The following is a 23,703-nucleotide window of genomic DNA, read 5'->3' on the forward strand; positions in this document are numbered from 1 at the left end:
ATTAATTTCATGTCAAGAATATTTTGTTAGTTATTCTTTCAGACCCAGTTTTTTAGAAAAGTTTGTTATTAAACTAACGCTAAAATAATCGAGAGATTTGATGTTTTCTTTTATTAAGAAATTTTTGATTTTACTTTTTTGTATTTAAAATTATATTTTTAGTTACATTTTTTTGTATTTTCATACCCTAAACCTCCCCCAAAATTGAAAAAAAATAGCTCTAAAAAAAGAAATCAAAACGATAATATTATTGATTATCATCTTCGTTTTCAAGACTTATTAATCAGTATATCCACAAAATATATTAATGCTGATTTATCTAATATAGATGAACTTATTGAAAAATCTTTAAAGAGAATAGGCGAGTTCGTTGGTGCAGATAGAAGCTATATTTTTTCGTATGATTTTATCAATAAAACGTGCTCAAATACTTACGAATGGTGTAGTGAAGGCACAGAGCCAGAAATTCAAAATTTACAAAATGTACCTATTGCGTTTTTAAAAGATTGGTTAAAAGTCCATCGAAAAGGAAAAGCTTTTTATGTTGAAGATGTTAGTCTTTTACCTGATGATGGTGAGTTTGGTTTGCGTGCTATTTTACAACCTCAAGGTATTCAGAGCTTAATTACGATACCGAAAATTAAAAATAAAGAACTAATTGGTTTTATCGGTTTTGATTCGGTTAAAAAGATTCATAAATATTCTGATAACGAAAAAAATATCCTATTTGTTTTTGCAAATATGTTGGTTAATGTTATCCAAAGAAAAGAACATGAAGAACTCATTAAAACGCAAGAAGCTAAAAAGGAGGAGTTATTAAAGTTTTTATCACATCAAAACGAACAGTTAAATGAGTATGCACAAATGGTTTCTCATGATTTAAAAGCACCATTAATCAATATTCATACTCTAGTTACTTGGTTTATAAATGATAATGGAGATTCTTTAGATAAAAACTCATTTGAATATCTTAACAATATATTATTTAATGTTGAAAAAATGGATTTTCTAATTAAAGGAATTTTAGATTACTCAACAGTAAATAGACTAGAATCGAAAGATAGAAATATTGATTTAAACTTTTTGATTAAAGATGTTATAAAACTAATTTTAGTACCTAATCATATAGAAATTATAGTTCAACAAAATTTACCTACTTTGTATGGAAATACATGGCGATTCAATCAAATTTTTCAGAACTTAATTCAGAATGCTGTAAAGTATAATGATAAAGAAAATGGATGTATTGAAGTTGGTTTTTTAGAAAAAGAAAACCATTTAGAATTTTTTATAAAAGATAATGGAATTGGTATAAAATCTACTTATTTTGATAAAATATTTAAAGTATTTACAAAGTTAGAGAGTACAAGTTCTTCATCTGGTATTGGCTTATCAACTGTAAAAAAGATTGTTGAATTTTATGAAGGGAAAATTTGGCTAGAAAGTAAAGAAAAAATTGGGACTACTTTTTATTTTACGATTCCTAAAAAACATCATATTTTTTAGTTTCCTTTTTCAAAAAGAAAATCTATCCTAAAATCATCAGCTGCAACTATGGCTTTTAGTTGTTTTCCATCTTTAAAATAGGTAATTTTTTTAGGAAACTCATTTTTAGGGTTTTCACACACAAAAGAAGTATCAGTTTGGTTGGTAAACTTAAATAAAGTTGGTTTTTCATTAACACCTTCAACTTTTAAATGCAGTGTGTCATTAATAGAAACAATACTTAAAGTTTCTTTAAAAGTGGTTTTAGTTTCTTTTTTTGTATATCCCATTCCAGTATAATCAGCATTCCAATTTTCATAGGTTTGGCTTCCAGGTTTATCATTTAGTCTTTTCCAATTACCAATTAAGAAAGATGGTTTTTTAATTTCTGTTTTATTTTTATTGCAAGAAATTAAAAAAAAGCAAAGACTAAATATTAGTAACGATTTCATAAAAAGGATTGATTTTTCCAAATATACCTATAAAAATTGTAAATTCGCAATCCAAGAAAAGACGTAAGATGTTAGATAAATTAAGAATTGTAAAACAACGTTATGATGAGGTTTCTGATTTAATAATTCAGCCAGAAATTATTATGGATCAGAAGCGCTATGCACAATTAATGAAAGAATATAAAGATTTAGGAAGTGTTGTTAAAAAAGGTGATGAGTATAATACATTAATGAATAATATAGAAGAAGCTAAAGAAATTCTTTCTGATGGTTCTGATGCAGAAATGAATGAAATGGCTAAAATGGAAATAGATGAAGCCAATGCTAGAATCCCAGAATTAGAAGAAGAAATAAAGTTTTTGTTGATACCAAAAGACCCAGAAGATTCTAAAAATGCTGTTGTTGAATTGCGTGCAGGAACAGGTGGAGATGAAGCAAGTATTTTTGCAGGAGATTTATTTAGAATGTATACAAAATATTGTGAAAGTAAAGGCTGGAAAGTGTCTACTGTAGATTATTCTGAAGGAACTAATGGAGGTTTTAAAGAAATTCAATTTGAGGTAAATGGAGACGACGTTTATGGAACTCTAAAATTTGAAGCAGGTGTACATCGTGTACAAAGAGTACCACAAACAGAAACTCAAGGTAGAGTGCACACATCAGCAGCTACTTGCATGGTTTTTCCAGAAGCAGAAGAGTTTGATGTAGAAATTAACCCAAAAGATGTTCGAATTGATTTTTTTTGCTCTTCAGGTCCAGGAGGTCAATCTGTAAATACAACATATTCTGCTGTTCGTTTAACACATATTCCAACAGGTTTAGTTGCACAATGTCAAGATCAAAAAAGTCAGCATAAAAACAAAGAAAAAGCTTTTAAAGTTTTACGTTCTCGTTTATACGATTTAGAATTAGCTAAAAAACAAGCAGAAGATGCTTTAAAGCGTGGTTCTATGGTAACTTCTGGAGATAGAAGTGCAAAAATTAGAACTTATAATTACCCACAAGGTCGTGTAACAGATCATAGAATAAATTTAACATTGTATGATTTATCGAATATTGTAAATGGCGATATTCAGAAAATTATTGATGAATTAATGTTAGCAGAAAATACAGAAAAGCTTAAAGAATTAGGAGACGGAATTTAATTTATATATTATAATTTAAGTTTTAATGCATAAAAAAACTCTCGAAATTTCGAGAGTTTTTCGTTTGGTACATACTTGGATTATTATCCTAAATAAGTCATTAAAATTTTACTTCTAGATGTATGTTTTAATCTTCTTATTGCTTTTTCTTTAATTTGACGAACACGTTCTCTAGTTAAATCGAAAGTTTCACCAATTTCTTCTAATGTCATTGGTTGGTGTTCACCTAAACCAAAATATAGTTTTACAACATCAGCTTCTCTAGGAGTAAGCGTTTCTAGAGCTCTATTGATTTCAATTCGTAAAGACTCATGCAATAAAGTTTTATCTGGGTTTGGAGATTCTCCTGAATTTAAAACATCATATAAATTAGAATCTTCACCTTCTATTAAAGGAGCATCCATAGATACATGACGTCCAGAATTTTTCATAGATTCTTTAACATCATTTACAGTCATGTCTAACTTTTTAGCAATTTCTTCAGCACTTGGTGGGCGCTCATTTTCTTGCTCTAAAAAAGCATACATTTTATTGATTTTGTTAATAGAACCAATTTTATTTAATGGTAAACGTACAATTCTAGATTGCTCTGCTAATGCTTGTAAGATAGATTGACGAATCCACCAAACAGCATAAGAGATAAATTTAAAACCTCTAGTTTCATCAAAACGTTTAGCTGCTTTGATTAAACCTAAATTTCCTTCGTTTATTAAGTCTGGTAAAGTTAATCCTTGGTTTTGGTACTGTTTAGCAACTGATACAACAAATCTTAAATTGGCTTTCGTTAATTTTTCTAATGCTCTTTGGTCACCAGCTTTTATAAGCTGTGCTAATTCTACTTCTTCATCAGCAGTAATTAAATCTACCTTTCCAATTTCTTGTAAGTATTTGTCTAACGATGCAGTTTCTCTGTTAGTAACCTGCTTTGTAATTTTAAGCTGTCTCATCTAAATATTTTGCATTTTTAAGGATTAATACTAATGCTACAATTTATTATACGCAACAATTACAAGTTTTGTTACAAAAAAATAAAAAAAGTTTTAAAAGTGTTACTCAACGATAAAAAAATGAACTCTAACTTTTTTTTGAATTAAGATGTGACTTATTAATTTTCTTTGTGTCTAAAATAACAGAACCATTGAAAACTAGTACCACACATAAACTAACTGATGAACAATTAGTTGCTAAAATAGTAGCAACTAATAATTCGCAGTTATTTGCTATTTTATATGATAGGTATTCTAGAGTGGTGTATAATAAATGTTATGGTTTTTCTAAAAGTAAAGAAGAAGCAGAAGATTTAACACACGATGTTTTTGTAAGATTATTTGTAAAGTTGAGAAGTTTTAAAGGTAAATCTAAATTTTCTACTTGGTTATATTCTTTTACTTATAATTTTTGTGTGAATTACGTACAAAGAAATCAGCATAAAAAGAAAGAAAAAGTAACCATTGTTACAGATCAAATTAAGGAAGATGATAATTCTGTTGAAGTTGAAGATGCTCAACTATTTGAATTAAAATCAGAAAAATTAGCGAAAGCATTAGCAATAATAGATCCAAAAGATAAGATGCTTTTATTGATGAAATATCAAGATGATATGAGTATCAAAGAAATTAAAGAAGCTTTAGATATTGGAGAAAGTGCTGTGAAAATGAGAATAAAAAGAGCAAAACAAAAAGTAATAAGCGTTTACGGAGAACTATAAACTATGAGTAATCCTTTTAAGAAAATATTACATCATCATGAGGTGCCAGAAGTACTTAAAGATAAAGTGCTGAATGATATTAATATGATACGACTCACAATTGATGTTGCTGATTTGTTTTTGGTAAAATACCCAAATACAGTAGGCGATATCATAACTAGTAATACCCTAAAAAAAGAAAAAAATAACTAAATTATAAGACAGATGAATTCTTTATTTATTGCACAACAAACAGATTTTGATTTTAGTTTTTTACAAAATCTATGGCATAGTTTCGTAGATTTTTTACCTCAATTATTAAAAGGATTGGCTTTTCTAATCATAGGATGGTTATTTATAAAATTTATACTTTACATCATTAAAAAAGCATTGGGCTTAACCAATATAGACAGTTTACCAGAAAAATTAAATGTTGATGAAATTTTTGGGAATAGCTCTATAAAAATTCAGCCAACAAAAATTATAATTACAACCATAAAATGGATTTTAATATTTGTTTTTGTAATTGTAGCTTCAGAATTATTGGGTTTACGAATGATTTCAGAACAATTAAGTAACTTAATTACATACTTACCAAAACTTATAAGTGCATTAGTTATCTTTGCTGTTGGAGTTTATGTTGCTAATATGGCAAAGAAGGCAATTACAAGTATGTTTGCCTCTTTAGAGCTTACAGGAGGTGGTCTTGTTGGTAATATAATTTTCTATATTATTACAATAATAGTAAGTGTTACAGCGTTAAATCAAGCAGGTATAAATACAGATTTGATTACTAACAATTTATCTATTATATTTGCATCAATTTTAGCAGCATTTACCATATCTTTTGGGCTTGGATCTAGAGATATTATTAAGAGATTGTTGTTTGGTTACTATTCAAGAAAAAATCTTCAAGTTGGTAACAAAATTAGAACAGATAAGTTTGAAGGAGTTATAACTTCAATTGATAACATATCTGTTGTATTATCATCAAAAGATAAAACGATAATTATCCCTATTAAAGAAATCGTTGATAACAATATAGAGGTGTTGAGTTGAAAAACTCAATTACAATCTGATAGAAAGTTGGGGGACTATCTATCATGAGTGATGTAAATCACAAAAAAAGAGACCGTTAAAACGGTCTCTTTACTTTTTTTTATAATAGATATTTTTAGTTTAAAAAAGTCCATTTATTTGAGAATCTATTCTATCTATAATATACCCTAAATCCTCTTGATTTTTAACAAAATCTAAATTATCAACATCAATAATAAGTAGTTTTCCCTTTGTATATTTGGTTATCCATGCTTCATAACGTTCATTCAATCTGCTTAAATAATCAATAGAAATAGAGTTTTCGTATTCTCTACCTCTTTTATGAATTTGTCCAACTAAAGTAGAGATATCTGCTCTTAAATAAATTAGTAAATCTGGTGGAGAAACCAAATTTTCCATCAACTCAAAAAGAGAGCTATAATTGTTGTAATCTCTATTGGTCATTAAACCCATTGCATGTAGGTTAGGAGCAAAAATATGAGCATCTTCATATATTGTTCTATCTTGAATGATGTTTTTACCAGTTTCTCTTAATTCTAAAATTTGTCTGAAGCGACTATTTAAAAAATACACCTGTAGGTTGAAAGACCAGCGTTCCATTTCTCCATAAAAATCATCTAAATATGGGTTTTCATCAACAGATTCAAAGTGAGGTTTCCATTTGTAATGTTTGGCTAAAAGTTTGGTTAGTGTGGTTTTACCAGCACCAATATTACCTGCAATTGCAACGTGCATATTTATTATTATAAAAGATTATAAAAAGAGTTTTCAAAGGTAATAAAAAAACTCTCTTATCTTTTATTAACAAATTAATTTATATCCAAAGCCTCTAACATTTAGGATTTTGATAGCAGTATCTTTTTTTAATTTTTTACGTAGTTTACTTATAAAGACGTCCATACTTCTAGCACTAAAAAAATCATCATTACCCCACAATTTTTTTAGAATAAAAGTTCTATCTAATACTTCGTTTTTCTTTTCAAAAAGATAAAAAAGTAGTTGAGCTTCTCTGTGTGTTAATTGCTCTATATTATCTAAATATGTAAGTGTTTGTTTGGTAAGATTAAAAGAATACTCACCAACTTTAATTGATTCTAGGTTAGTTTTCAGTTCAACCCTATCTAATAAAGCTTTAATTCTTACAATTAGTTCTTCCATAGAAAAAGGCTTTTTTAGATAATCATTTCCACCATGATTAAAGCCTTCTAGAACATCACTGGTTTGTGACTTTGCAGTTAAAAAAATAATAGGAATTCTCTTATTTTCTTGTCTTACTTCTTTAGCTAATGTAAAACCATCCTTTTTTGGCATCATTACATCTAATACTAGAATATCTGGTTTTTCAAGGCGATAAAGTTCTAATGCCTCCTCACCATTTTCTGCATGAAAAACAATAAAATCTCTAGTTTCTAAACTCTCTCTTACAATCATTCCTAAACTAGCTTCATCTTCTGCTAATAGTACTTTAACTTTTTTCATTGGGGAGCGTAATTTTAAATATTGTTTGTTGTTTTGTAGATGATAAAGTTAAGTTTCCTAAATGTTTTTCTATAATCTTTCTACAATAATATAACCCAATTCCAAAACCTTTAACATCATGTGTATTACCTTTAGGAACTCTATAAAATTGATCAAAAACTTTTTCTTGCTGATTTTTTTCTATGCCTTCTCCATCATCAGCTACCATTATTTCAGTAGAATTTAAGATAGAATTTATATTAACCTCTATAGTGTTTCCTCCATATTTTACTGCATTATCAATTAAGTTAGAAACTACATTTTCAAAGTGAAAAACATCAACATATAAATAAATAGGTTTTAAGTTTGATGAAAACAAAATTTCCTTATTTTTTGCAAGTAATTGATGTTTATGTACTATTTTTTCAACAATTTCTACAGCATCTATAGTTTCTTTTTTGAGCAGAAGTTGTTCACTGTCTAAAGTTGCTGTTTCCAATAGTTTTTCAACCATTTGATGCAGTTTTTTTAATTGGATAGAAGACAATGAAAGGTATTTTTGCGTCTTTGTTTTATCGTCTAATACGTTAAAGTTTTCAATAGCTTCTATAGCAGTAGAAACTGTAGCAATTGGTGTCTTAAATTCGTGAGTAATATTACTAATTAAATCGTTTTTTATAGAAGCTAATTCTTTTTGTTGATTAATGATTTTCAATAAATAAAACAAACTAGAAATTACTGCGATAGATAACAAAAATGATAAGAAAATACCTAGAGAGCTTCTTTTTAAGGCTTCAAAACTTGGGTTAGAATACAATAATTTAAACTTTTCATCATTTTTAACGTAAGTTGATTTTGATGAAATTGTAAAAATTTTATTAGCAGATAAAGTGTCTTTAGTTTTATTAAAAATACTATCGTTTTTTATATGATGAAAACTGCTTTCTATTTTTATACCTTTATTATTTAATTGTTTTTGAATTAAAGAATCAATTTTTTCATAATTAACTGATTGATCTAAAAAAGAAATAAATATGGGTTTCAGATTATAAATCATTTTTAAACTATCTGCAGCTGCCTTTCCTTTAAAGTATTTAACTGGAGATTTTTTACCATTTTCATCAACATGAATCCCTTTTTTGTGATCAATAAATTTAGTAAATGAAGTAAAAGCTTTTCTCTTTTTTTTAGCTTTATTAAAGTTAAATTCTTTGGCAAATTTTTCAGCACCTTTCATTATCGAATCTATTTTTTCTTTAGAAAGATTATCATCTGTAGTAATTCTTATGTTATTTAAAGTGACTTTAGATTTTTTGTCTAAACCTTTAACAATTGTATCTACAGAGGTATCACTAACAAGTTTTATAGATTTACTTTCACTATCAGAATTGATTATTGTTAAAAAATCATTTTTTGCTAATGTTGAATAATATTCTTCGACAGCATTATCAAAACTCAATTGAATTTCATTAGCAACTCTTTGTTTATTTTCTTCATAGTTTTTATAGTTCCAATAAAACTGAACGCCAATTGTAGCTACAATAGTTACTGTTATTAAGTATAAAATCCATTTATATTTTTGGGTATTCATGCTACAAATATAGGAGGTAAAAAATATAAAATGAGTTGGTTAACACTCGTTAACACTCGTTAACCAAAAAAAGAGTTTATCATTTGCATATTTGTAATGTAAAATAAAACCAGTTTAAATATGAAAAAAAATATAACATTACTTTTCTTATTCTTATCATTAATAAATTATTCTCAAGATAAAAGAATTGATGCAAAAATTACATCTGTTTCTTACACAGTTAATAATTCAGAAGAATTTGATACTATTGATTGGAAAGAGATTAAAGAAATTTTTAGTAAAAAAAAAAGAAGATGAAGTAATAGAAATGAATTTTGCACTAGATTATCCTAACTCAAAATATAAAATTAAAAGTTCTATAAAAGTTGGAGGAAAATCTAAAAATATAGACTCTCTCATTATAAGAGCTAAAAAAGGGATTAAATCAATTATAAAAATATCAAACAAATACAAAAATTAGAATATCATGAAAACTATTATTACATCACTAGCTTTTTTACTAATATGCTCAATTCAAGCCCAAAATTTTACAGGAAAAGCTGTATATAAAACCAGTAGAAAATCGAACATAAGTTTTGGAGATAACCAGCAAGGAGTTACAGATAAAATGCAGGAAGAATTAAAAAAGCGTCTTCAAAAAATGAATCAAAAAACATTTATTCTAAATTTTGATAAAAATACTTCTACATATAAACAAGATATTGAATTAAAGGCACCAAAACCAAAATTAGGAGGCACAAATGTAATGGTAATGTCTTTTGGAGGATCTGGAGGTGCAAACAATATTTATTACAAGAATCTTAAAGAAAAGAGGTATGCAAATAAAACAGAGATTATGGGTAAAGCTTTTTTGGTAAAAGATTCCTTACCAGTTTATGATTGGGTAATGACAACAGAAACAAAGAATATTGGAAAATATACTTGCTATAAAGCTACTTTCACCAAAGAAGTTACAAGCAGAAAAATGAGTTTTGTAAACGGAGAATCTAAAGAGGTAGAAACTAAAGAAAATGTTACTACTACTGCTTGGTATACACCTCAAGTACCAATAAGTAATGGTCCAGATGATTTTCAAGGCTTACCTGGTTTAATTTTAGAAATTAATGATGGAAAAAGAACTATTGTTTGTACTGAAATTATTCTAAATCCATCTGAAAAGCTTGCTATAAATGAACCAAAAAAAGGAAAACTAGTAAATGAAAAAAAGTTTAATGAAATTCAACAAAAAAAATCTAAAGAATTGATGGAGAAATTCAAAAGTAGAAACGGGGTAGATATGGGAAATGGAATCAATATAAAAATGGGAGGTTAAAGTTTTGTTAAATACATTATTTTAGGTTTACAGTTAAATAAACTTTTAAGTTTTTTTTATGTCTTACGCAGGTATAATAAGACTAATTTTGAAAAAACTTAAATTAAGAATAATGAAATCATTACTTTCTGCTATTTTTTTAATAGCAACTTTAACAACATTTGCTCAAAAAGATTTTCAAGGAAAAGCAGTTTACATGTCTAAATCTACTGTAGATATGAGTTCTTGGGGTAGAAACGGACAATTATCTGAAGCACAAAAAAAGCAGATTGCTGCTAGAATGAAATCTATGTTAGAAAAAACATTCATTCTTAATTTTAATAAATTAGAGTCTGTATATAAAGAAGATGAAAAGTTAGCTGCACCAACTATGGGAGGTGGAAGAAGTTGGGGAGGTTTCTCTGGTGGAGGAATAAAATATAAAAATACTAAAGACAGAGTAGCATTAGAGTCTAAAGAATTTTTTGGGAAAAACTTTTTAATTTCTGATAGCATGGAACAACCTAAATGGGAGCTTTCTACAGAATCTAAAAAAATAGGAAATTATACGTGTTATAAAGCTACTATGATGAAAGACGTGGATCCTTTAGATTGGACAAACATGAGAAGAAGAGGAAGAAAAAATAATACAAAAAAAGATGAGAATAAAAAAGATGAAGCGAAAAAAGACAGTAGTAATGTTCGTAAAATTTCTGATGAAATAGAAATGCCAAAACAAATTGAAGTTACTGCATGGTACTCACCTCAAATACCTGTAAGCAATGGCCCAGGAGAATATTGGGGTTTACCTGGTTTAATACTCGAAATAAATGCTGGTAGAACAACAATTTTATGTACAGAAATCATAATGAATCCTTCTGAAAAAGTTGACATTAAAAAACCAACAAAAGGTACTGAAGTAACAAGAGCCGAATACAATAAGACAATCACTGATAAAATGCAACAATTTAGAGAAAGTAGAGGTAGAAGAGGTAGAGGAAGAAGATTTTAATAATTACTAACTTCTAAATAATTAATCAAACAAAGATGAAAAAAATACTAATTATCACCATTTTTATGGTGTCAGGGATAATTACATCTCAAATTAAACTTACTGGCGTAGTTAAAGATTCTATAGGCAATCCTTTAGAAATGGCAAATGTTATTGCACTAGATACAGTTGCAAAAAGAATAGCCTCTTATGGTTTTACAGATGCTAAAGGTTTCTTTAAATTAGATTTAAAGAAAAATACAACCTACAATGTAAAAATAAGTTATGTAGGTTTTAAAGAGTTAAGCCAATTTATTAAGACTACAGATAAAGATATTTCCAGAAATTTTAGTATGTATGAGGATAACATGCTAGATGGTATTAATATAGTTTCTAAAATGCCAGTTACTATTAAAGGTGATACAATTATTTATAACGCAGATTCCTTCACAAATGGAACGGAGCGTAAGTTAGAAGATGTAGTAGCAAAGTTACCAGGTGTAGAAATTAATGATCAAGGACAAATTGAAGTTGAGGGTAAGGTTGTAGAAAAGATTACTGTTGATGGCAAAGATTTTTTTAGTGGAGACTCTAAATTGGCATTAAAAAATATACCTTCAAATGCAGTTGATAAAATTCAAGTATTAAGAAATTATGGGGATGTTAATCAATTAAGTGGTGTACAAGACAACCAAGATAGAGTAGCGATAAATGTTAAGCTGAAAGAAGGTAAAAAGAATTTTTGGTTTGGAGATATATATGCAGGAGCTGGTGCATCACCTAATGATGGCTTATATTTATTTCAGCCGAAACTATTTTATTATACACCAAAATATACTATTAATATTATAGGAGATATAAATAATTTAGGTGAAGCAGTTTTAGATAGAAGAGATGCTAGAGGTTTAAGAGGTGGTTTTAGAAGTCAAAGTCCTGCTAACGGAACAAATATAAGTTTAGCTAGTGCAGGTATTGGATTTTTAACTGCAACAGCAAGAAATGCAAATAGAATAGAAACAAAATTAACAGCCTTAAACTTTAGCTACTCACCTAACAAAAAATTAGATTTGAGTGGATACCTAATTTGGTCTGGAAATTCCAATGGACAATTAAGAAAAAATATTTTAGACTATAATGATGCTTCAATCCCTGATGATATAACAGAAACCACCACAGATCAAACAAGTAATTCTGGTTTGTTTAACTTTAAAGCTATCTATAAAAAGAACATCGATAATCAATTGAATTACGATTTAAATGGTAGATTTACAAATGAGTTTAGAGCAGATAGCGGATTTTCTCAAGTAATCGGTAATACTACACCAATTTTAGAAAACGAAAATGCAACTCCATTCACAATTACACAAAATTTAAGCTATTTTTATACAGCAAGCGAAAAAAATATTTTTGCTCTAGAGATGCAACACGCAATACAAGATGAAGACCCTTTTTATATTGCTTCAATTGAAAATTTTGATAGAGACCCAAATAATAATCTAGATGGTTTTGATGATGTTGCAGATGTTTTGGGTATAGATAAAACCCAGCAGCGTTACTTTTTAGAGCAAGATAGAAGAGTCAAATCAAACCAACTAGATGCTAAATTAGATTATTATTATATTATAAATAAAAAGAGCAATTTTAACTTTGTTGGGGGTACTATTTTGAGTCGTCAAAATTTTGACTCAAGATTTTTTCAATTATTAGATAATGGTACTACTTTGAATCCATCTCTAAACATTCCAAATGTCGCAAATGCCCAAACCACGAATGAAGTAGAATATAATTTTGCAGACTTGTATGCTGGTATGCGTTATCGAGTAAAATCTGGTATTTTTACTTTTAGACCAGGTTTTACTTTTCATTCTTATAACGTTAACAACAATCAAGTTGGGGTTACACCAGAGTTTAAAGATACATTTACCAAATTTTTACCAGAGCTAAATATTATAGCACAGTTTAAAAAAAGTGAAAACTTAACATTTAATTATAGACAACAAATAAATTTTACCGATATAAATCAAGTTGCTGAAGGTATAGTAGCAAATAGTTATAGTTCTTTCTTTTTTGGAAGTGATAATATAATGAATGCTCAAATACATAATGCAAGTTTAAATTACAGAAGTTTTAATTTATTTAACAATACCTTTGTATTTGCTAGAATTAATTACACAAAAACAATGGAACAAATTGCTTCGATTGCAAGTTTTGTGCCTGGTTTAAATGTATCAACAAGCACAAATTTAAATTTACCATTTGATATTGAATCGCTTTCTGCTTTTGGAAATATTACCAAAACATTTGGAAAAATTAGAACAAGTTTAGGCGCACTTTACAATCAATCAGAATCGTATCAATTATTTGGTGCAACAACAACTAAAATAAATACTAAAATTTATAATATATCGCCAAGTATAAGAACTAATTTTACTAAAGCACCTAATATAAATTTAAGATATAGGGCAACATTTAATGATCAAGATAGAGAAGAATTGGGTACTAGTGATATGTTTAATTTTAAAACAGTAACCCATGCTCCTTCTATTGAATTTGACGCTTATATCTGGAATTCTTTAACTGTAAAAACAGATTATAGTTATACAGAAGTTAGGCAAGATGGGCAAAAGCAGAGTTCATTTGATGTTTTAAATTTTTCCATGTCGTATAGAAAAGATAGAGACGCAAAATGGGAGTATGAGTTTGAAGCAAGCAATATTTTAGGAACAGAATCTAATATTAATGTAAGTAACGGAAATATATTTAACTCAATAAACGAAACTTTTATTTTACCTAGATTAATAACATTTAGAGTGCGTTATCAATTGTAAAGTTGAATTTGAATTAAGATGAAAATGGCTCATTATAAATGAGCCATTTTTTATTTAGTTTCTATACTTTTGTGTTATGAGTATTGTTGCTACAAAATCTTCAATTTATGCTACTTTTCGTAGTTTAGGGCTACTGTATATTTTTTTTATTGTTGGTCTGTTTTTAGATAGTTTCTACATGGTTGCAATAACTGATAACGCTCAATTGTATGCAAATTTATTAATGCTCACAGTTTTTTTAATTACAATTTTAAATGTGAATTTGAGGCTAAAAAAGCAAATGATTTTTGCTGTACTTATTGGCTTTTTTGGCGAATATTTGTTTTCTGTTTTATTAGGCATGTACACTTACAGATTAGAAAATGTACCTCATTATATTCCATTTGGTCATGCATTTGTTTATATAGCTGTTTTACTTTTTGCAAAAGCATCATCTATAAAAAAGCATCATATTAAAATTGAAAAATTCCTTATTATTTTCATTTTTATCTACGCAAGTATATTCTTAATTTTTAAGAATGATGTATTTGGTTTTGTAATGACAATTGCAACACTTTTAATTTTAAGGAAAAAACCTAGAGAACGTCTTTTTTACTTAACCATGTACATTTCTGTAGCTTGTTTAGAAATAATTGGTACCAATTATCAATGTTGGTGGTGGCCAAAAACAGCTTGGAATATTATTCCATTTTTGCCAAGTCATAACCCACCAAGTGGCATTAGTTTATTCTACTTTTTGTTAGATTTAGGTACTTTATGGATGTATAAACAGTTTCATAAAACAGCTTGGAAAAGAATGAAAAATATCAGAAAAATTAGATTAAATTTAGTAAACTAAAAAAATAGTATTTTCGTTATTTTATTATTAGTTCGAGTAATTTTGATAAAAGATATATCGCAAATAATTTATATAAATATAAGTTAACCAATGTCTATAAAAGTAACATCAGTAACTAAAATTTATAAAACTCAAAAAGCGTTAAATGAAGTTTCATTTTCTGCGGATAAAGGACAAATTATTGGGTTTTTAGGACCAAATGGAGCAGGGAAATCTACAATGATGAAAATCTTAACAGGTTTTATAAAACCAAACTCTGGTAAAGTATTTGTTAATGATATTGATGTTTTACAAAATACGTTAGAAGCTCAAAAAGTTATTGGATACCTGCCAGAACATAATCCTTTGTATAATGATATGTATATTCGAGAATACCTCCAATTTCAAGCAGCTATTTTTAAGGTTGATAAAAATGAGATAGAAACATGCATTAAGAAAGTAGGATTAGAAGTTGAAGCTCATAAAAAGATTCATCAATTATCTAAAGGGTATCAACAACGAGTTGGTATAGCAGCTGCAATTTTACACAATCCTAAAGTTTTAATTTTAGACGAACCTACAACAGGTTTAGACCCAAATCAATTGGTAGAAATAAGAGCTTTAATAAAAGAATTGGGTAAAGATAAAACAGTGTTATTTTCTACACATATTATGCAAGAAGTAGAAGCGGTTTGCGATCATGTTATCATAATTAAAAAAGGCGAAATAATTATTGATAAAAAACTTTCTGAACTTCAAAATAAAAATCAACAAATTATTAAAGTTATTTTAAATGTTGAATTAGAAAACTCTCAATTTCTTCAACTAGAAAATTTAATTTTATCAGAAAAAATAGATAAAAATTCGTGGTATCTTACCTTTAAAACTAATGAAGATATGCGTTCTAAAGTATTTGATTTTGCTCAAAAAAACAACTTTAAAATTTTAGAATTAAGTTTAGAAAATAAAACACTAGAAAATTTGTTTACAGAATTAACTTCTAATTAATTCAACTTAAAATTAATTTGTTGACTCTCTAAAGTAGCTAACAACTCATTTGATACTTTAATTTTAGTATTTCTACTTGGTAAACTTACTTCAATTTTTTCTTTAGCATCCCAAATTGTAAAATTTAAGTTTTGTTTTCCAATATTATTCTTTAAGATAGTTTCTAGATTTAAAATCGTATTTTCTTTAATTTCTTCTAAAGGAATTTTTATAGTGATTTTTTTACAAAGCTCATCCATAATATCGTGTAAGAGTTTCATTTCTGTAAACTTCAAACGTGGCTCACCCATAATTCCAGTATTTTTATTCATCCAACCTGGTTGAATTGTTGCACGAATAAACAAGAAAGAATTAGGAACTAAAAAGTGTTTCATTTTTAAATATTCTTCCCCAAAAATTCTAAATTCATGACTATCTCCATAATCTTCTATGGTAAAAGCAGCCCAACCTTTACCTGCTTTAGAAACCCTATGCTGAACATCTGTAACTATGCCTGCAAAAGACAAATTATTTCCTACAATTTTATTTAAATCACTTTTAAAGTTTTTAAGTTTTGAGTTACAAAAAATCATTTCATTTTTAAAATCATCTAAAGGATGTGCAGAAATATAAATACCTATTACTTCTTTTTCTTGAGATAACAATTCCATAGTTCCCCAAGTTTCACATTCTGGAATATCTGGCTCTGGAAACTGAACAGTAGAAGCTTCGCCAAATAAAGAAACTTGAGAAGAATTTAAATTTTCTTGATACTTACTACCAAATTTCATAGCACGTTCTAAAAATGTCAATCCTTTTTCATCTACTGCAAAATATTGCGCTCTGTGAGTATCAGAAAACGAATCGAATGCACCAGCTTTTACCAAACTATCAAAAGACTTTTTGTTAGCAGCTCTTAAATCTACTCGTTTTGCCAAATCGAAAATAGAGCTGTAGTTTCCATTTTCTTTTCTTTCTTTAATTATTGCTCTCACTGCAGCAGCTCCAACACCTTTTACAGCAGCCATTCCAAAACGAACAGCACCTTTATCATTTACAGAAAATTTTAGATAAGATTCATTTAAATCTGGTCCCAAAACTTCTAATCCCATTCGTTTACATTCTTCCATAAAAAAGGAAACAGCTTTAATATCTTTCATATTATTAGAAAGTACAGATGCCATGTATTCTGCAGGATAATGTGCTTTTAAGTATGCTGTTTGGTATGCTATCCAAGCATAACAAGTAGAGTGACTTTTGTTAAAAGCATAACTTGCAAAGGCTTCCCAGTCTTTCCAAATTTTTTCTAATTTTTCTTCATCATGACCATTTTTACCAGCTTGCTCAATAAATTTTGGTTTCATTTTTGCCAAAACTGCAGCCTGCTTTTTACCCATTGCTTTTCGTAAAACATCTGCTTCACCTTTGGTAAAATCTGCCAGCTTTTGTGAAAGTAACATCACTTGCTCTTGATAGACTGTAATTCCGTAAGTTTCTGCCAAATACTCTTCCATTGCTGGTAGATCGTATTCGATATCTTCTGTTCCGTGTTTTCTGTTGATAAAACTCGGAATATATTCCATTGGTCCAGGTCTGTACAAAGCATTCATCGCAATTAAATCTCCAAAAACAGTTGGTTTTAAAGAACGCATATGCTTTTGCATTCCTGGAGATTCATACTGGAAAATACCTACAGTTTCTCCTCTTTGGAAAAGTTCGTATGTTTTTTCATCATCTAAAGGAAAATTCTCTGGATCTAATTCTACACCGTGTTTTGCTTTTACAATTTTTACAGTGTCTTTAATTAAAGTCAACGTTTTTAATCCCAAGAAATCCATTTTTAACAAACCAGCAGATTCCACCACAGAATTGTCAAATTGAGTAACATACATATCTGAATCTTTTGCCAAAGCAACAGGAACATAATTTGTAATATCTCCAGGCGTAATAATTACACCACAAGCATGAATTCCAGTATTTCTAACAGAACCTTCTAAAATTGTTGCTTTATTTACAGTTTCTGATGCTAAATCATTCCCAAAAGAAATATGTTTTAATTCTTCTACTAACTGTTTTTCTTCTGCACGTAAACCAGCAACTTTACCTTTACTTTTTTCGTCTTCACCAAAAATATTTTTTAGTTTGATGTTGGGAATTAATTTTGCAATTCTATCTGCTTCAAACAATGGTAAATCTAATACTCTAGCAGTATCTCTAATTGATGATTTTGCAGCCATGGTTCCATAAGTAATAATTTGTGCAACTTGATTTGCACCATATTTATCAATTACATAATCCATAACTCGTCCACGACCTTCATCATCAAAATCGATATCGATATCTGGCATAGAAATACGTTCTGGATTTAAGAAACGCTCAAAAAGTAAATCGTATTTAATAGGATCTATATTTGTAATCCACAAACAATAAGCAACTACAGAACCAGCTGCAGAACCACGTCCAGGACCTACAGCAACATCCATATTTCTGGCTTCCCTGATAAAATCTTCTACAATTAAAAAATACCCTGGATATCCTGTTTTTTCGATAACTTCTAATTCAAAATCTAATCTTTCTTTTATAGATTCAGTAATTTCTCCATAACGTTTTTTTGCACCTTCAAAAGTTAAGTGTTTTAAGAAATTATTTTCTCCTCTTTTACCTCCATCTTTTTCATCTTCTTCGTCTTTAAATTCATCAGGAATATCAAAAGCAGGTAATAAAACGTCTCTTGCTAACGTAAAAATTTCAATTTTATCTACAATTTCTTGAATGTTGATAATGGCTTTTGGTAAATCTGCAAATAAGGTTTTCATTTCATCCGAAGATTTGAAATAATATTCCTCATTTGGTAAACCATATCTGTAACCACGCCCTTTTCCTTTTGGAGTTGCTTGTTTTTCACCATCTTTTACACAGAGTAAAATATCGTGTGCATTAGCGTCTTTTTTCTCTAAATAAAAAGTGTTATTTGTGGCAACAATTTTAATATCGTGTTTTTTAGAGAATTTTAATAAAGTTTCATTTACAATGGTTTCATCTTGTTGATTGTGACGCATCAACTCAATATATAAGTCGTCTTGAAATTGCTCTTTCCACCAAAGCAAAGCTTCTTCAGCTTGTTTTTCTCCAAGGTTTAGAATTTTACTTGGTACTTCACCATATAAATTTCCAGTTAAAACAATAATATCTTCTTTGTATTGTTTGATGATTTCTTTGTCAATTCTTGGTACATAATAGAAACCATCTACAAATGCAATGGAAGACATTTTTGCCAAATTATGATACCCTTTTTTGTTTTTTGCCAACAAAACAACTTGATAACCATTGTCTTTTTGTGATTTATTTTTATGATCTTCACAAACGTTAAACTCACAACCAATAATTGGTTTCATTGGAGTTTTAGCAGTTTTATTATGATTTAATATTGCACTCACAAAATGAAAAGCAGCCATCATATTTGCTGTATCTGTCATTGCAACTGCTGGCATGTTGTCTTTTGCAGCAGCTTTCACAATATTGCCAATTTGCATGGTAGATTGTAAAACAGAAAACTGGGTATGATTATGTAAATGTGCAAATTTTACATCTTTTAATTCAGCTAATCCTTCTGATGTAGATTTAGTTTCCTGAACGTCTTTTAATTTTTCAAGACGTTTTCTTATTTTATCGCTTTCTTGTTTTAAATTGATGTGCTTTAACCCAATTACCTGAATTGGTTTTGGGTTTGCATCAGAGAAATTTTTGAAATAATCAGCATCTACATCTAATTGTTCTTTGGTAAATTCTCTTAAACGAATTAACTCTAAAAAGCATCGAGTTGTGGCTTCAACATCAGCTGTTGCATTATGAGCTTCACCAAAACCAACTCCAAAAAGATGATTGTGTAATTCCGTTAGAGTTGGTAGTTTAAATTTACCTCCTCTTCCTCCAGGAATCTGGCATAATAAAGCCGTTCTTTCAGTACAGGTATCTAAAATTGGAAGAGAAGTCAAATTATTTTCTACATTCAATCTATGGAATTCACATCCCATAATATTAATATCAAAACCTACATTTTGACCAACAATAAACTTCGTTTTTTTTAAAGCTTCATTAAAAAGTTGTAGTCCTTTTTCTAGTTCAATTCCTTGTTCTTCTGCCAATTCTGTTGAAATTCCATGAATTCTCTCTGCATCATAAGGAATATTAAATCCATCAGGTTGAACTAGAAAATCATTATGCTCAACAAGATTTCCCATTTCGTCATGCAATTGCCATGCAATTTGAATACATCTTGGCCAGTTGTCTGTATCTGTAATTGGTGCATTCCAGCTTTTTGGTAAACCTGTGGTTTCTGTATCAAAAATTAAGTACATAAATAGGTGCTTTTTACTGATGAATTTGGAGAGTTAAAAGTACAAAAACATTAAAGATTTTTTGTTGATAATCTATCTTGACTTATTAACAAACAAAAAGTCAACCCATAACTGGATTGACTTTTAGAATCAATTATATTTTAATTAATTTTTTTACCTTATTTAGAGCATTAGGCTAATTCTTCTTTTACCATCAAACTATTTATAGCAGATTGAATTTGCTGTTTTTGGTTTTCTAGCATTTTTCTAGTAGATGGTGTAAAATTATCCTCTTTTAGAATTTCACAATATTCATCAAAACTTGCTTTTTCACCTCTAATTGCTTCTTCTAAAATCGCTTCTTCGTCATTTGAACTAAATAGTGATTTTAATGACATCCAATTCCTGTGCATTGTTCCTTTAAAAGACCCATCATCTTCTGGAATTTGTCCGTAAGACAAAATCTCTGTTCTTAAGTCTTTTGCGAATTGGCTTCTTTCTGAAGCTCTATTTTTAAAGAAAATTTTTAATCTAGGGCTATCTACATTTTCTGCAGAGTTTAGATACCCTTTTTCAGCATCATAATTTTTCTCTAATAATTCGTTTAATTTATTCGAAATTTTTTCTGTGTACTTCATAATATCATTTTCATTTTAAATTTCAATACTTTTATTTTTAAGATGCGTATTGTTTTACATCTATATGTTGATACAAATGTAAATTAGAATTAGGCTTTGGTTTAGTTCAAACCATTTGTTTTTTGACTCATTTGAGTTTTAATATAATTTTAAGAGCTTTTATGATATTGAATAAGTTTGTTAAAGATTGCAATTGCTCCTTTTTATATTTTACGTTAAAAAAAATACAAAGGAAAATTTGCTAGAATTCCTAAAAAATTATTGAATTTTAGTATTTTAGATTAAAAAAGGTTTTGTATTTTTGCATCCGCTTATCACGAGATGGTAAGATTTTAATAACAAAGGTCGAGAACCTTAAAAAATTAATATATTATGTCTGTAAAAATCAGATTGCAAAGACACGGAAAAAAAGGAAAACCATTTTATTGGATAGTTGCTGCTGATGCCCGTGCAAAAAGAGATGGACGTTACCTAGAAAAAATTGGTACATACAACCCAAATGTAAACCCTGCAGAAATCAATTTAAATATTGATGATGCTGTAAAATGGTTACAAAACGGAGCACAACCAACTGATACTGCAAGAGCAATTTTGTCTTATAAAGGAGCAATGTTGAAAAATCATTTAGCTGGTGGTGTAAGAAAAGGAGCTTTAACTGAAGAGCAAGCTGAAGAGAAATTCAAGGCTTGGTTAGAAGAAAAAGAAGGAAAAGTATCTAGTAAAGAAGAAAAATTAGCTAAAGCTAAAGTTGAAGCTAAAGCTAAAGCATTAGAGGCTGAAAAGGCTGTAAATGAAGCTAGAATTGCTGCTGCTAAACCAGAAGTAGTTGCTGAAGCTACTGATGAAACTGCAGAAGAAGCAACAGAAGATAAAGTTGCTGAATAAAGTTTACGACGATAATGCGTAAAGAAGATTGTTTTTATTTAGGCAAAATCGTAAGAAAACACAGTTTTAAAGGTGAAGTTGTTATCAAATTAGATACAGACGAACCCGAATTATATAGAAATATGGAATCAGTTTATGTCGAATTTGGCAGTAATCTGGTTCCATTTTTTATTGAAAAAAGTTCTCTTCATAAAGGGAATCAGTTACGTGTTCTGTTTGAAGATGTTTATAACGAAGAGGAAGCAGATACTATTTTAAAAAGTGATATTTATCTACCTTTGGGTTTATTGCCAAAGCTAGAAGGAAATAAATTTTATTATCATGAAGTAATTGATTTTTTAGTCGTTGATACAAATTTTGGTGAGGTAGGAAAAATTATCAATATTAATGATAAAGTAGCACAACCACTTTTTGAAATCGATAGAGATGGAAAAGAAATTTTTATTCCATTAATTGATGATTTTATCAAAAAAGTGGATAGAGAACATAAACAAATACTAGTTGAAACCCCAGATGGTTTAATTGAATTGTATTTGTAATTAGAGAGGTGTCTGAGTGGTCGAAAGAGCTACCCTGGAAAGGTAGTATACTAGCAATGGTATCGAGGGTTCGAATCCCTTCCTCTCTGCGAAAAATTGCTAACATTTTTTTTAAAATTATTAAGATTTTAAATAGAATAGCACGCACATAGAAAATCTTCTTTATTTTGTACGTACTATTCTTAAACCTAATCAATTAATTATTACTTAATTTATAGGTAATACTTAAGTGAACTTTCCCCCAAAAGAATTCATCTTAAGAATTTTTAGTTAAAACTTTTTGTTTTTGTAATTTTTGTAATTCTAACTCTTGTTTTTTATTTATTGCCACCTGCCATATTGCTGCTTCAATATCAGAATTTTGTCTTACTCCTTGAAAAACCATTCTAATATATTGTGCGTTGTGTGGTTCTCCGTTTCTATTGAGAATAGACTTGTTGTTTAAAACTTTTAAAACATCTTCTGTATAGTGACCCTGAAAAATACTTTTCAGTTCTTTTTTTTCTAATTCTGTAATCATAGTAAAAGCCTTTTGGTATTATGATAATTGTTACTATCTTGTTACTGTTTTGGCATTGTACAATTTATGTAAATAAATTTACAAATCAAAGTAAAATGGAAAATAAATTTACGAACATAAAAGATAGGGTTGTAGAAATTGCTGAAAAGCAAGATATAAGTAAGGAAGAATTCTTCAGAACTATTGGAATGACTTCTGCTAATTTTAGAGGTAAAGCCAAAGAAACACCTCTTAATTCTAATGCTATAGTAAATATAATTACGAACTATCCTGAAGTAGATTTGTATTGGTTAATAAATGGCTCTTCGATAAAAAAAGATAATAAAAATATAGATTTTGTTAACGATCCTAGTTCAGAATACTTAATACAGTCTGTCAAATGTAAAGAAAAAGATAAGTTGATATCAGTTTTACTAGAGCAGATATCAGATTTGAAAGCTGATAAAGAAGATTTAAAAAAATTACTAGGTCTTTACAGTAATGATTAATAATTTAGATACTTTTCATCAAATCAATATCGTAATTAAATCGAATTTCAGCATATTCACCACCTTCTCCTTTACCTATATCTTCAACAGCTAACTCATCATTAACAAATACTTTTACAGAAATTTCTTTTGGGTTAGGATTGTTTCTATACGCTTCTCCATTAATATACCTATAATTATAATTTTCTAGAGTTATTACAAATGGTATTGGTTGCCCAGAAGAATCGTATGAAAACTGATGAACAACAACAGGATATGTGTTTGTTAGGTAATCAAAATAGCTTATCCTAATCTCATCAGAATTAATTTCTGTTGTGTTAAATTCCATTTTTACAACTCTATCTTCTGCACTAATAATATCATCGGGATCAGTAGTATCTTCTTCAGAACTAGGTGTTGAACACGAACAAAATATAATTAGAGTAAAACTTAAAATAGATATTATTTTTTTCATTATTGTATAAACTTAATATAATACGTTACAAAATTAATGATTAATATTTCA

General features: G+C 28.5%; 24 protein-coding genes and 1 tRNA gene. 16 read left to right on the top strand and 9 right to left on the bottom strand.

The window, feature by feature from the left end; translation table 11 throughout:
- Positions 1–204 precede the first annotated feature (204 nt).
- Entirely contained in the window at positions 205–1,506 is a 1,302-nt protein-coding gene (locus BTO18_RS15920) for a GAF domain-containing sensor histidine kinase (protein WP_105017181.1), read from the top strand.
- Here the strand turns inward: BTO18_RS15920 and BTO18_RS15925 are convergent.
- Positions 1,503–1,937, bottom strand: a complete 435-nt coding sequence (locus tag BTO18_RS15925) for a DUF6265 family protein (RefSeq protein WP_105017182.1) — start codon at positions 1,935–1,937, stop codon at positions 1,503–1,505. The two genes, BTO18_RS15920 and BTO18_RS15925, sit on opposite strands and share 4 nt — an antisense overlap.
- 68 nt (positions 1,938–2,005) lie before the next feature.
- On the opposite strand from BTO18_RS15925, the gene prfA reads away from it, so the two are divergent.
- Positions 2,006–3,082, top strand: a complete 1,077-nt coding sequence (gene prfA, locus BTO18_RS15930) for a peptide chain release factor 1 (RefSeq protein ID WP_105017183.1) — start codon at positions 2,006–2,008, stop codon at positions 3,080–3,082.
- A gap of 83 nt (positions 3,083–3,165) precedes the next feature.
- Here the strand turns inward: prfA and BTO18_RS15935 are convergent, their stop codons facing one another.
- Positions 3,166–4,029, bottom strand: coding sequence for a sigma-70 family RNA polymerase sigma factor (locus BTO18_RS15935; RefSeq protein ID WP_105017184.1), 864 nt, complete (start codon positions 4,027–4,029; stop codon positions 3,166–3,168).
- Positions 4,030–4,220: 191 nt separating this feature from the next.
- On the opposite strand from BTO18_RS15935, the gene BTO18_RS15940 reads away from it, so the two are divergent.
- The 3 genes from BTO18_RS15940 to BTO18_RS15950 are packed head-to-tail and all read left to right on the top strand — an operon-like array spanning position 4,221 to position 5,828.
- Positions 4,221–4,790 (top strand): RNA polymerase sigma factor, encoded by a 570-nt coding sequence (locus tag BTO18_RS15940; RefSeq protein WP_211295617.1) that lies wholly within the window; start codon positions 4,221–4,223, stop codon positions 4,788–4,790.
- A gap of 3 nt (positions 4,791–4,793) precedes the next feature.
- Positions 4,794–4,982, top strand: a complete 189-nt coding sequence (locus BTO18_RS15945) for a hypothetical protein (RefSeq protein ID WP_105017185.1) — start codon at positions 4,794–4,796, stop codon at positions 4,980–4,982.
- Positions 4,983–4,994: 12 nt separating this feature from the next.
- Entirely contained in the window at positions 4,995–5,828 is an 834-nt protein-coding gene (locus tag BTO18_RS15950) for a mechanosensitive ion channel family protein (RefSeq protein WP_105017186.1), read from the top strand.
- Between the two features lie 120 nt (positions 5,829–5,948).
- Here BTO18_RS15950 and BTO18_RS15955 read toward each other — a convergent pair whose 3' ends face one another.
- The 3 genes from BTO18_RS15955 to BTO18_RS15965 form a co-directional block, all read right to left on the bottom strand.
- Positions 5,949–6,563: a deoxynucleoside kinase gene (locus BTO18_RS15955; protein WP_105017187.1), complete on the bottom strand. Its 615-nt coding sequence runs from the start codon at positions 6,561–6,563 to the stop codon at positions 5,949–5,951.
- 66 nt (positions 6,564–6,629) lie between these two features.
- Positions 6,630–7,307 carry a response regulator transcription factor gene (locus tag BTO18_RS15960; RefSeq protein WP_105017188.1) on the bottom strand — a complete coding sequence of 226 codons (678 nt, stop codon included), beginning with the start codon at positions 7,305–7,307 and terminating at the stop codon, positions 6,630–6,632.
- Complete coding sequence (locus BTO18_RS15965) at positions 7,294–8,877, bottom strand: sensor histidine kinase (RefSeq protein WP_105017189.1); 1,584 nt, start codon at positions 8,875–8,877, stop codon at positions 7,294–7,296. The genes BTO18_RS15960 and BTO18_RS15965 overlap by 14 nt, the downstream gene beginning before the upstream one ends.
- 120 nt (positions 8,878–8,997) lie before the next feature.
- Between BTO18_RS15965 and BTO18_RS17740 the strand changes: the two genes are divergently transcribed.
- The 7 genes from BTO18_RS17740 to gldA all read left to right on the top strand — a co-directional run bounded on the left by BTO18_RS17740 (position 8,998) and on the right by gldA (position 15,812).
- Entirely contained in the window at positions 8,998–9,174 is a 177-nt protein-coding gene (locus BTO18_RS17740) for a hypothetical protein (protein WP_170063296.1), read from the top strand.
- A gap of 10 nt (positions 9,175–9,184) precedes the next feature.
- On the top strand, positions 9,185–9,337 hold the full coding sequence (locus BTO18_RS17745) for a hypothetical protein (RefSeq protein ID WP_170063297.1): 153 nt from the start codon (positions 9,185–9,187) through the stop codon (positions 9,335–9,337).
- Between the two features lie 6 nt (positions 9,338–9,343).
- A complete protein-coding gene (locus BTO18_RS15975) occupies positions 9,344–10,189 on the top strand; it encodes a GLPGLI family protein (RefSeq protein WP_105017191.1) in 846 nt (281 codons plus the stop codon).
- A gap of 112 nt (positions 10,190–10,301) precedes the next feature.
- Positions 10,302–11,180: a GLPGLI family protein gene (locus BTO18_RS15980; RefSeq protein ID WP_105017608.1), complete on the top strand. Its 879-nt coding sequence runs from the start codon at positions 10,302–10,304 to the stop codon at positions 11,178–11,180.
- A 35-nt stretch (positions 11,181–11,215) separates the two neighbouring features.
- On the top strand, positions 11,216–13,987 hold the full coding sequence (locus BTO18_RS15985; protein WP_105017192.1) for a carboxypeptidase regulatory-like domain-containing protein: 2,772 nt from the start codon (positions 11,216–11,218) through the stop codon (positions 13,985–13,987).
- Positions 13,988–14,063: 76 nt separating this feature from the next.
- A complete protein-coding gene (locus tag BTO18_RS15990; protein WP_105017193.1) occupies positions 14,064–14,825 on the top strand; it encodes a hypothetical protein in 762 nt (253 codons plus the stop codon).
- Between the two features lie 90 nt (positions 14,826–14,915).
- Entirely contained in the window at positions 14,916–15,812 is an 897-nt protein-coding gene (gene gldA, locus BTO18_RS15995) for a gliding motility-associated ABC transporter ATP-binding subunit GldA (RefSeq protein WP_105017194.1), read from the top strand.
- Here the strand turns inward: gldA and dnaE are convergent.
- Both dnaE and BTO18_RS16005 read right to left on the bottom strand, forming a co-directional pair.
- Positions 15,809–20,149 (bottom strand): DNA polymerase III subunit alpha, encoded by a 4,341-nt coding sequence (dnaE, locus tag BTO18_RS16000; RefSeq protein ID WP_105017195.1) that lies wholly within the window; start codon positions 20,147–20,149, stop codon positions 15,809–15,811. The two genes, gldA and dnaE, sit on opposite strands and share 4 nt — an antisense overlap.
- Positions 20,150–20,319: 170 nt before the next feature.
- Positions 20,320–20,766 (bottom strand): ferritin-like domain-containing protein, encoded by a 447-nt coding sequence (locus BTO18_RS16005; protein ID WP_105017196.1) that lies wholly within the window; start codon positions 20,764–20,766, stop codon positions 20,320–20,322.
- 372 nt (positions 20,767–21,138) lie between these two features.
- Between BTO18_RS16005 and BTO18_RS16010 the strand changes: the two genes are divergently transcribed.
- The 3 genes from BTO18_RS16010 (at position 21,139) to BTO18_RS16020 (ending at position 22,279) form a co-directional block, all read left to right on the top strand.
- Positions 21,139–21,651, top strand: a complete 513-nt coding sequence (locus BTO18_RS16010) for a 30S ribosomal protein S16 (RefSeq protein WP_105017197.1) — start codon at positions 21,139–21,141, stop codon at positions 21,649–21,651.
- A gap of 14 nt (positions 21,652–21,665) precedes the next feature.
- Positions 21,666–22,190 (top strand): ribosome maturation factor RimM, encoded by a 525-nt coding sequence (gene rimM, locus BTO18_RS16015; protein WP_105017198.1) that lies wholly within the window; start codon positions 21,666–21,668, stop codon positions 22,188–22,190.
- A gap of 2 nt (positions 22,191–22,192) precedes the next feature.
- Positions 22,193–22,279 (top strand) — tRNA-Ser (locus tag BTO18_RS16020).
- Positions 22,280–22,446: 167 nt separating this feature from the next.
- Here BTO18_RS16020 and BTO18_RS16025 read toward each other — a convergent pair.
- Entirely contained in the window at positions 22,447–22,710 is a 264-nt protein-coding gene (locus BTO18_RS16025) for a hypothetical protein (protein ID WP_105017199.1), read from the bottom strand.
- Positions 22,711–22,805: 95 nt separating this feature from the next.
- On the opposite strand from BTO18_RS16025, the gene BTO18_RS16030 reads away from it, so the two are divergent.
- A complete protein-coding gene (locus BTO18_RS16030; protein ID WP_146106968.1) occupies positions 22,806–23,198 on the top strand; it encodes a hypothetical protein in 393 nt (130 codons plus the stop codon).
- 4 nt (positions 23,199–23,202) lie between these two features.
- Here BTO18_RS16030 and BTO18_RS16035 read toward each other — a convergent pair whose 3' ends face one another.
- Entirely contained in the window at positions 23,203–23,652 is a 450-nt protein-coding gene (locus tag BTO18_RS16035; RefSeq protein ID WP_105017201.1) for a hypothetical protein, read from the bottom strand.
- Positions 23,653–23,703 lie beyond the last annotated feature (51 nt).

Origin of the sequence: Polaribacter porphyrae (assembly GCF_002954685.1) — a bacterium.
In the GTDB taxonomy this organism is placed as follows: domain Bacteria; phylum Bacteroidota; class Bacteroidia; order Flavobacteriales; family Flavobacteriaceae; genus Polaribacter; species Polaribacter porphyrae.

Coding starts and splice junctions, on each gene's coding strand:
- BTO18_RS15925 (WP_105017182.1), bottom strand. CDS start 1,937: ATGAAATCGTTACTAATATTTAGTCTTTGCTTTTTTTTAATTTCTTGC.
- prfA (WP_105017183.1), top strand. CDS start 2,006: ATGTTAGATAAATTAAGAATTGTAAAACAACGTTATGATGAGGTTTCT.
- BTO18_RS15935 (WP_105017184.1), bottom strand. CDS start 4,029: ATGAGACAGCTTAAAATTACAAAGCAGGTTACTAACAGAGAAACTGCA.
- BTO18_RS15945 (WP_105017185.1), top strand. CDS start 4,794: ATGAGTAATCCTTTTAAGAAAATATTACATCATCATGAGGTGCCAGAA.
- BTO18_RS15950 (WP_105017186.1), top strand. CDS start 4,995: ATGAATTCTTTATTTATTGCACAACAAACAGATTTTGATTTTAGTTTT.
- BTO18_RS15955 (WP_105017187.1), bottom strand. CDS start 6,563: ATGCACGTTGCAATTGCAGGTAATATTGGTGCTGGTAAAACCACACTA.
- BTO18_RS15960 (WP_105017188.1), bottom strand. CDS start 7,307: ATGAAAAAAGTTAAAGTACTATTAGCAGAAGATGAAGCTAGTTTAGGA.
- BTO18_RS15965 (WP_105017189.1), bottom strand. CDS start 8,877: ATGAATACCCAAAAATATAAATGGATTTTATACTTAATAACAGTAACT.
- BTO18_RS17740 (WP_170063296.1), top strand. CDS start 8,998: ATGAAAAAAAATATAACATTACTTTTCTTATTCTTATCATTAATAAAT.
- BTO18_RS17745 (WP_170063297.1), top strand. CDS start 9,185: ATGAATTTTGCACTAGATTATCCTAACTCAAAATATAAAATTAAAAGT.
- BTO18_RS15975 (WP_105017191.1), top strand. CDS start 9,344: ATGAAAACTATTATTACATCACTAGCTTTTTTACTAATATGCTCAATT.
- BTO18_RS15980 (WP_105017608.1), top strand. CDS start 10,302: ATGAAATCATTACTTTCTGCTATTTTTTTAATAGCAACTTTAACAACA.
- BTO18_RS15985 (WP_105017192.1), top strand. CDS start 11,216: ATGAAAAAAATACTAATTATCACCATTTTTATGGTGTCAGGGATAATT.
- BTO18_RS15990 (WP_105017193.1), top strand. CDS start 14,064: ATGAGTATTGTTGCTACAAAATCTTCAATTTATGCTACTTTTCGTAGT.
- gldA (WP_105017194.1), top strand. CDS start 14,916: ATGTCTATAAAAGTAACATCAGTAACTAAAATTTATAAAACTCAAAAA.
- dnaE (WP_105017195.1), bottom strand. CDS start 20,149: ATGTACTTAATTTTTGATACAGAAACCACAGGTTTACCAAAAAGCTGG.
- BTO18_RS16005 (WP_105017196.1), bottom strand. CDS start 20,766: ATGAAGTACACAGAAAAAATTTCGAATAAATTAAACGAATTATTAGAG.
- BTO18_RS16010 (WP_105017197.1), top strand. CDS start 21,139: ATGTCTGTAAAAATCAGATTGCAAAGACACGGAAAAAAAGGAAAACCA.
- rimM (WP_105017198.1), top strand. CDS start 21,666: ATGCGTAAAGAAGATTGTTTTTATTTAGGCAAAATCGTAAGAAAACAC.
- BTO18_RS16025 (WP_105017199.1), bottom strand. CDS start 22,710: ATGATTACAGAATTAGAAAAAAAAGAACTGAAAAGTATTTTTCAGGGT.
- BTO18_RS16030 (WP_146106968.1), top strand. CDS start 22,806: ATGGAAAATAAATTTACGAACATAAAAGATAGGGTTGTAGAAATTGCT.
- BTO18_RS16035 (WP_105017201.1), bottom strand. CDS start 23,652: ATGAAAAAAATAATATCTATTTTAAGTTTTACTCTAATTATATTTTGT.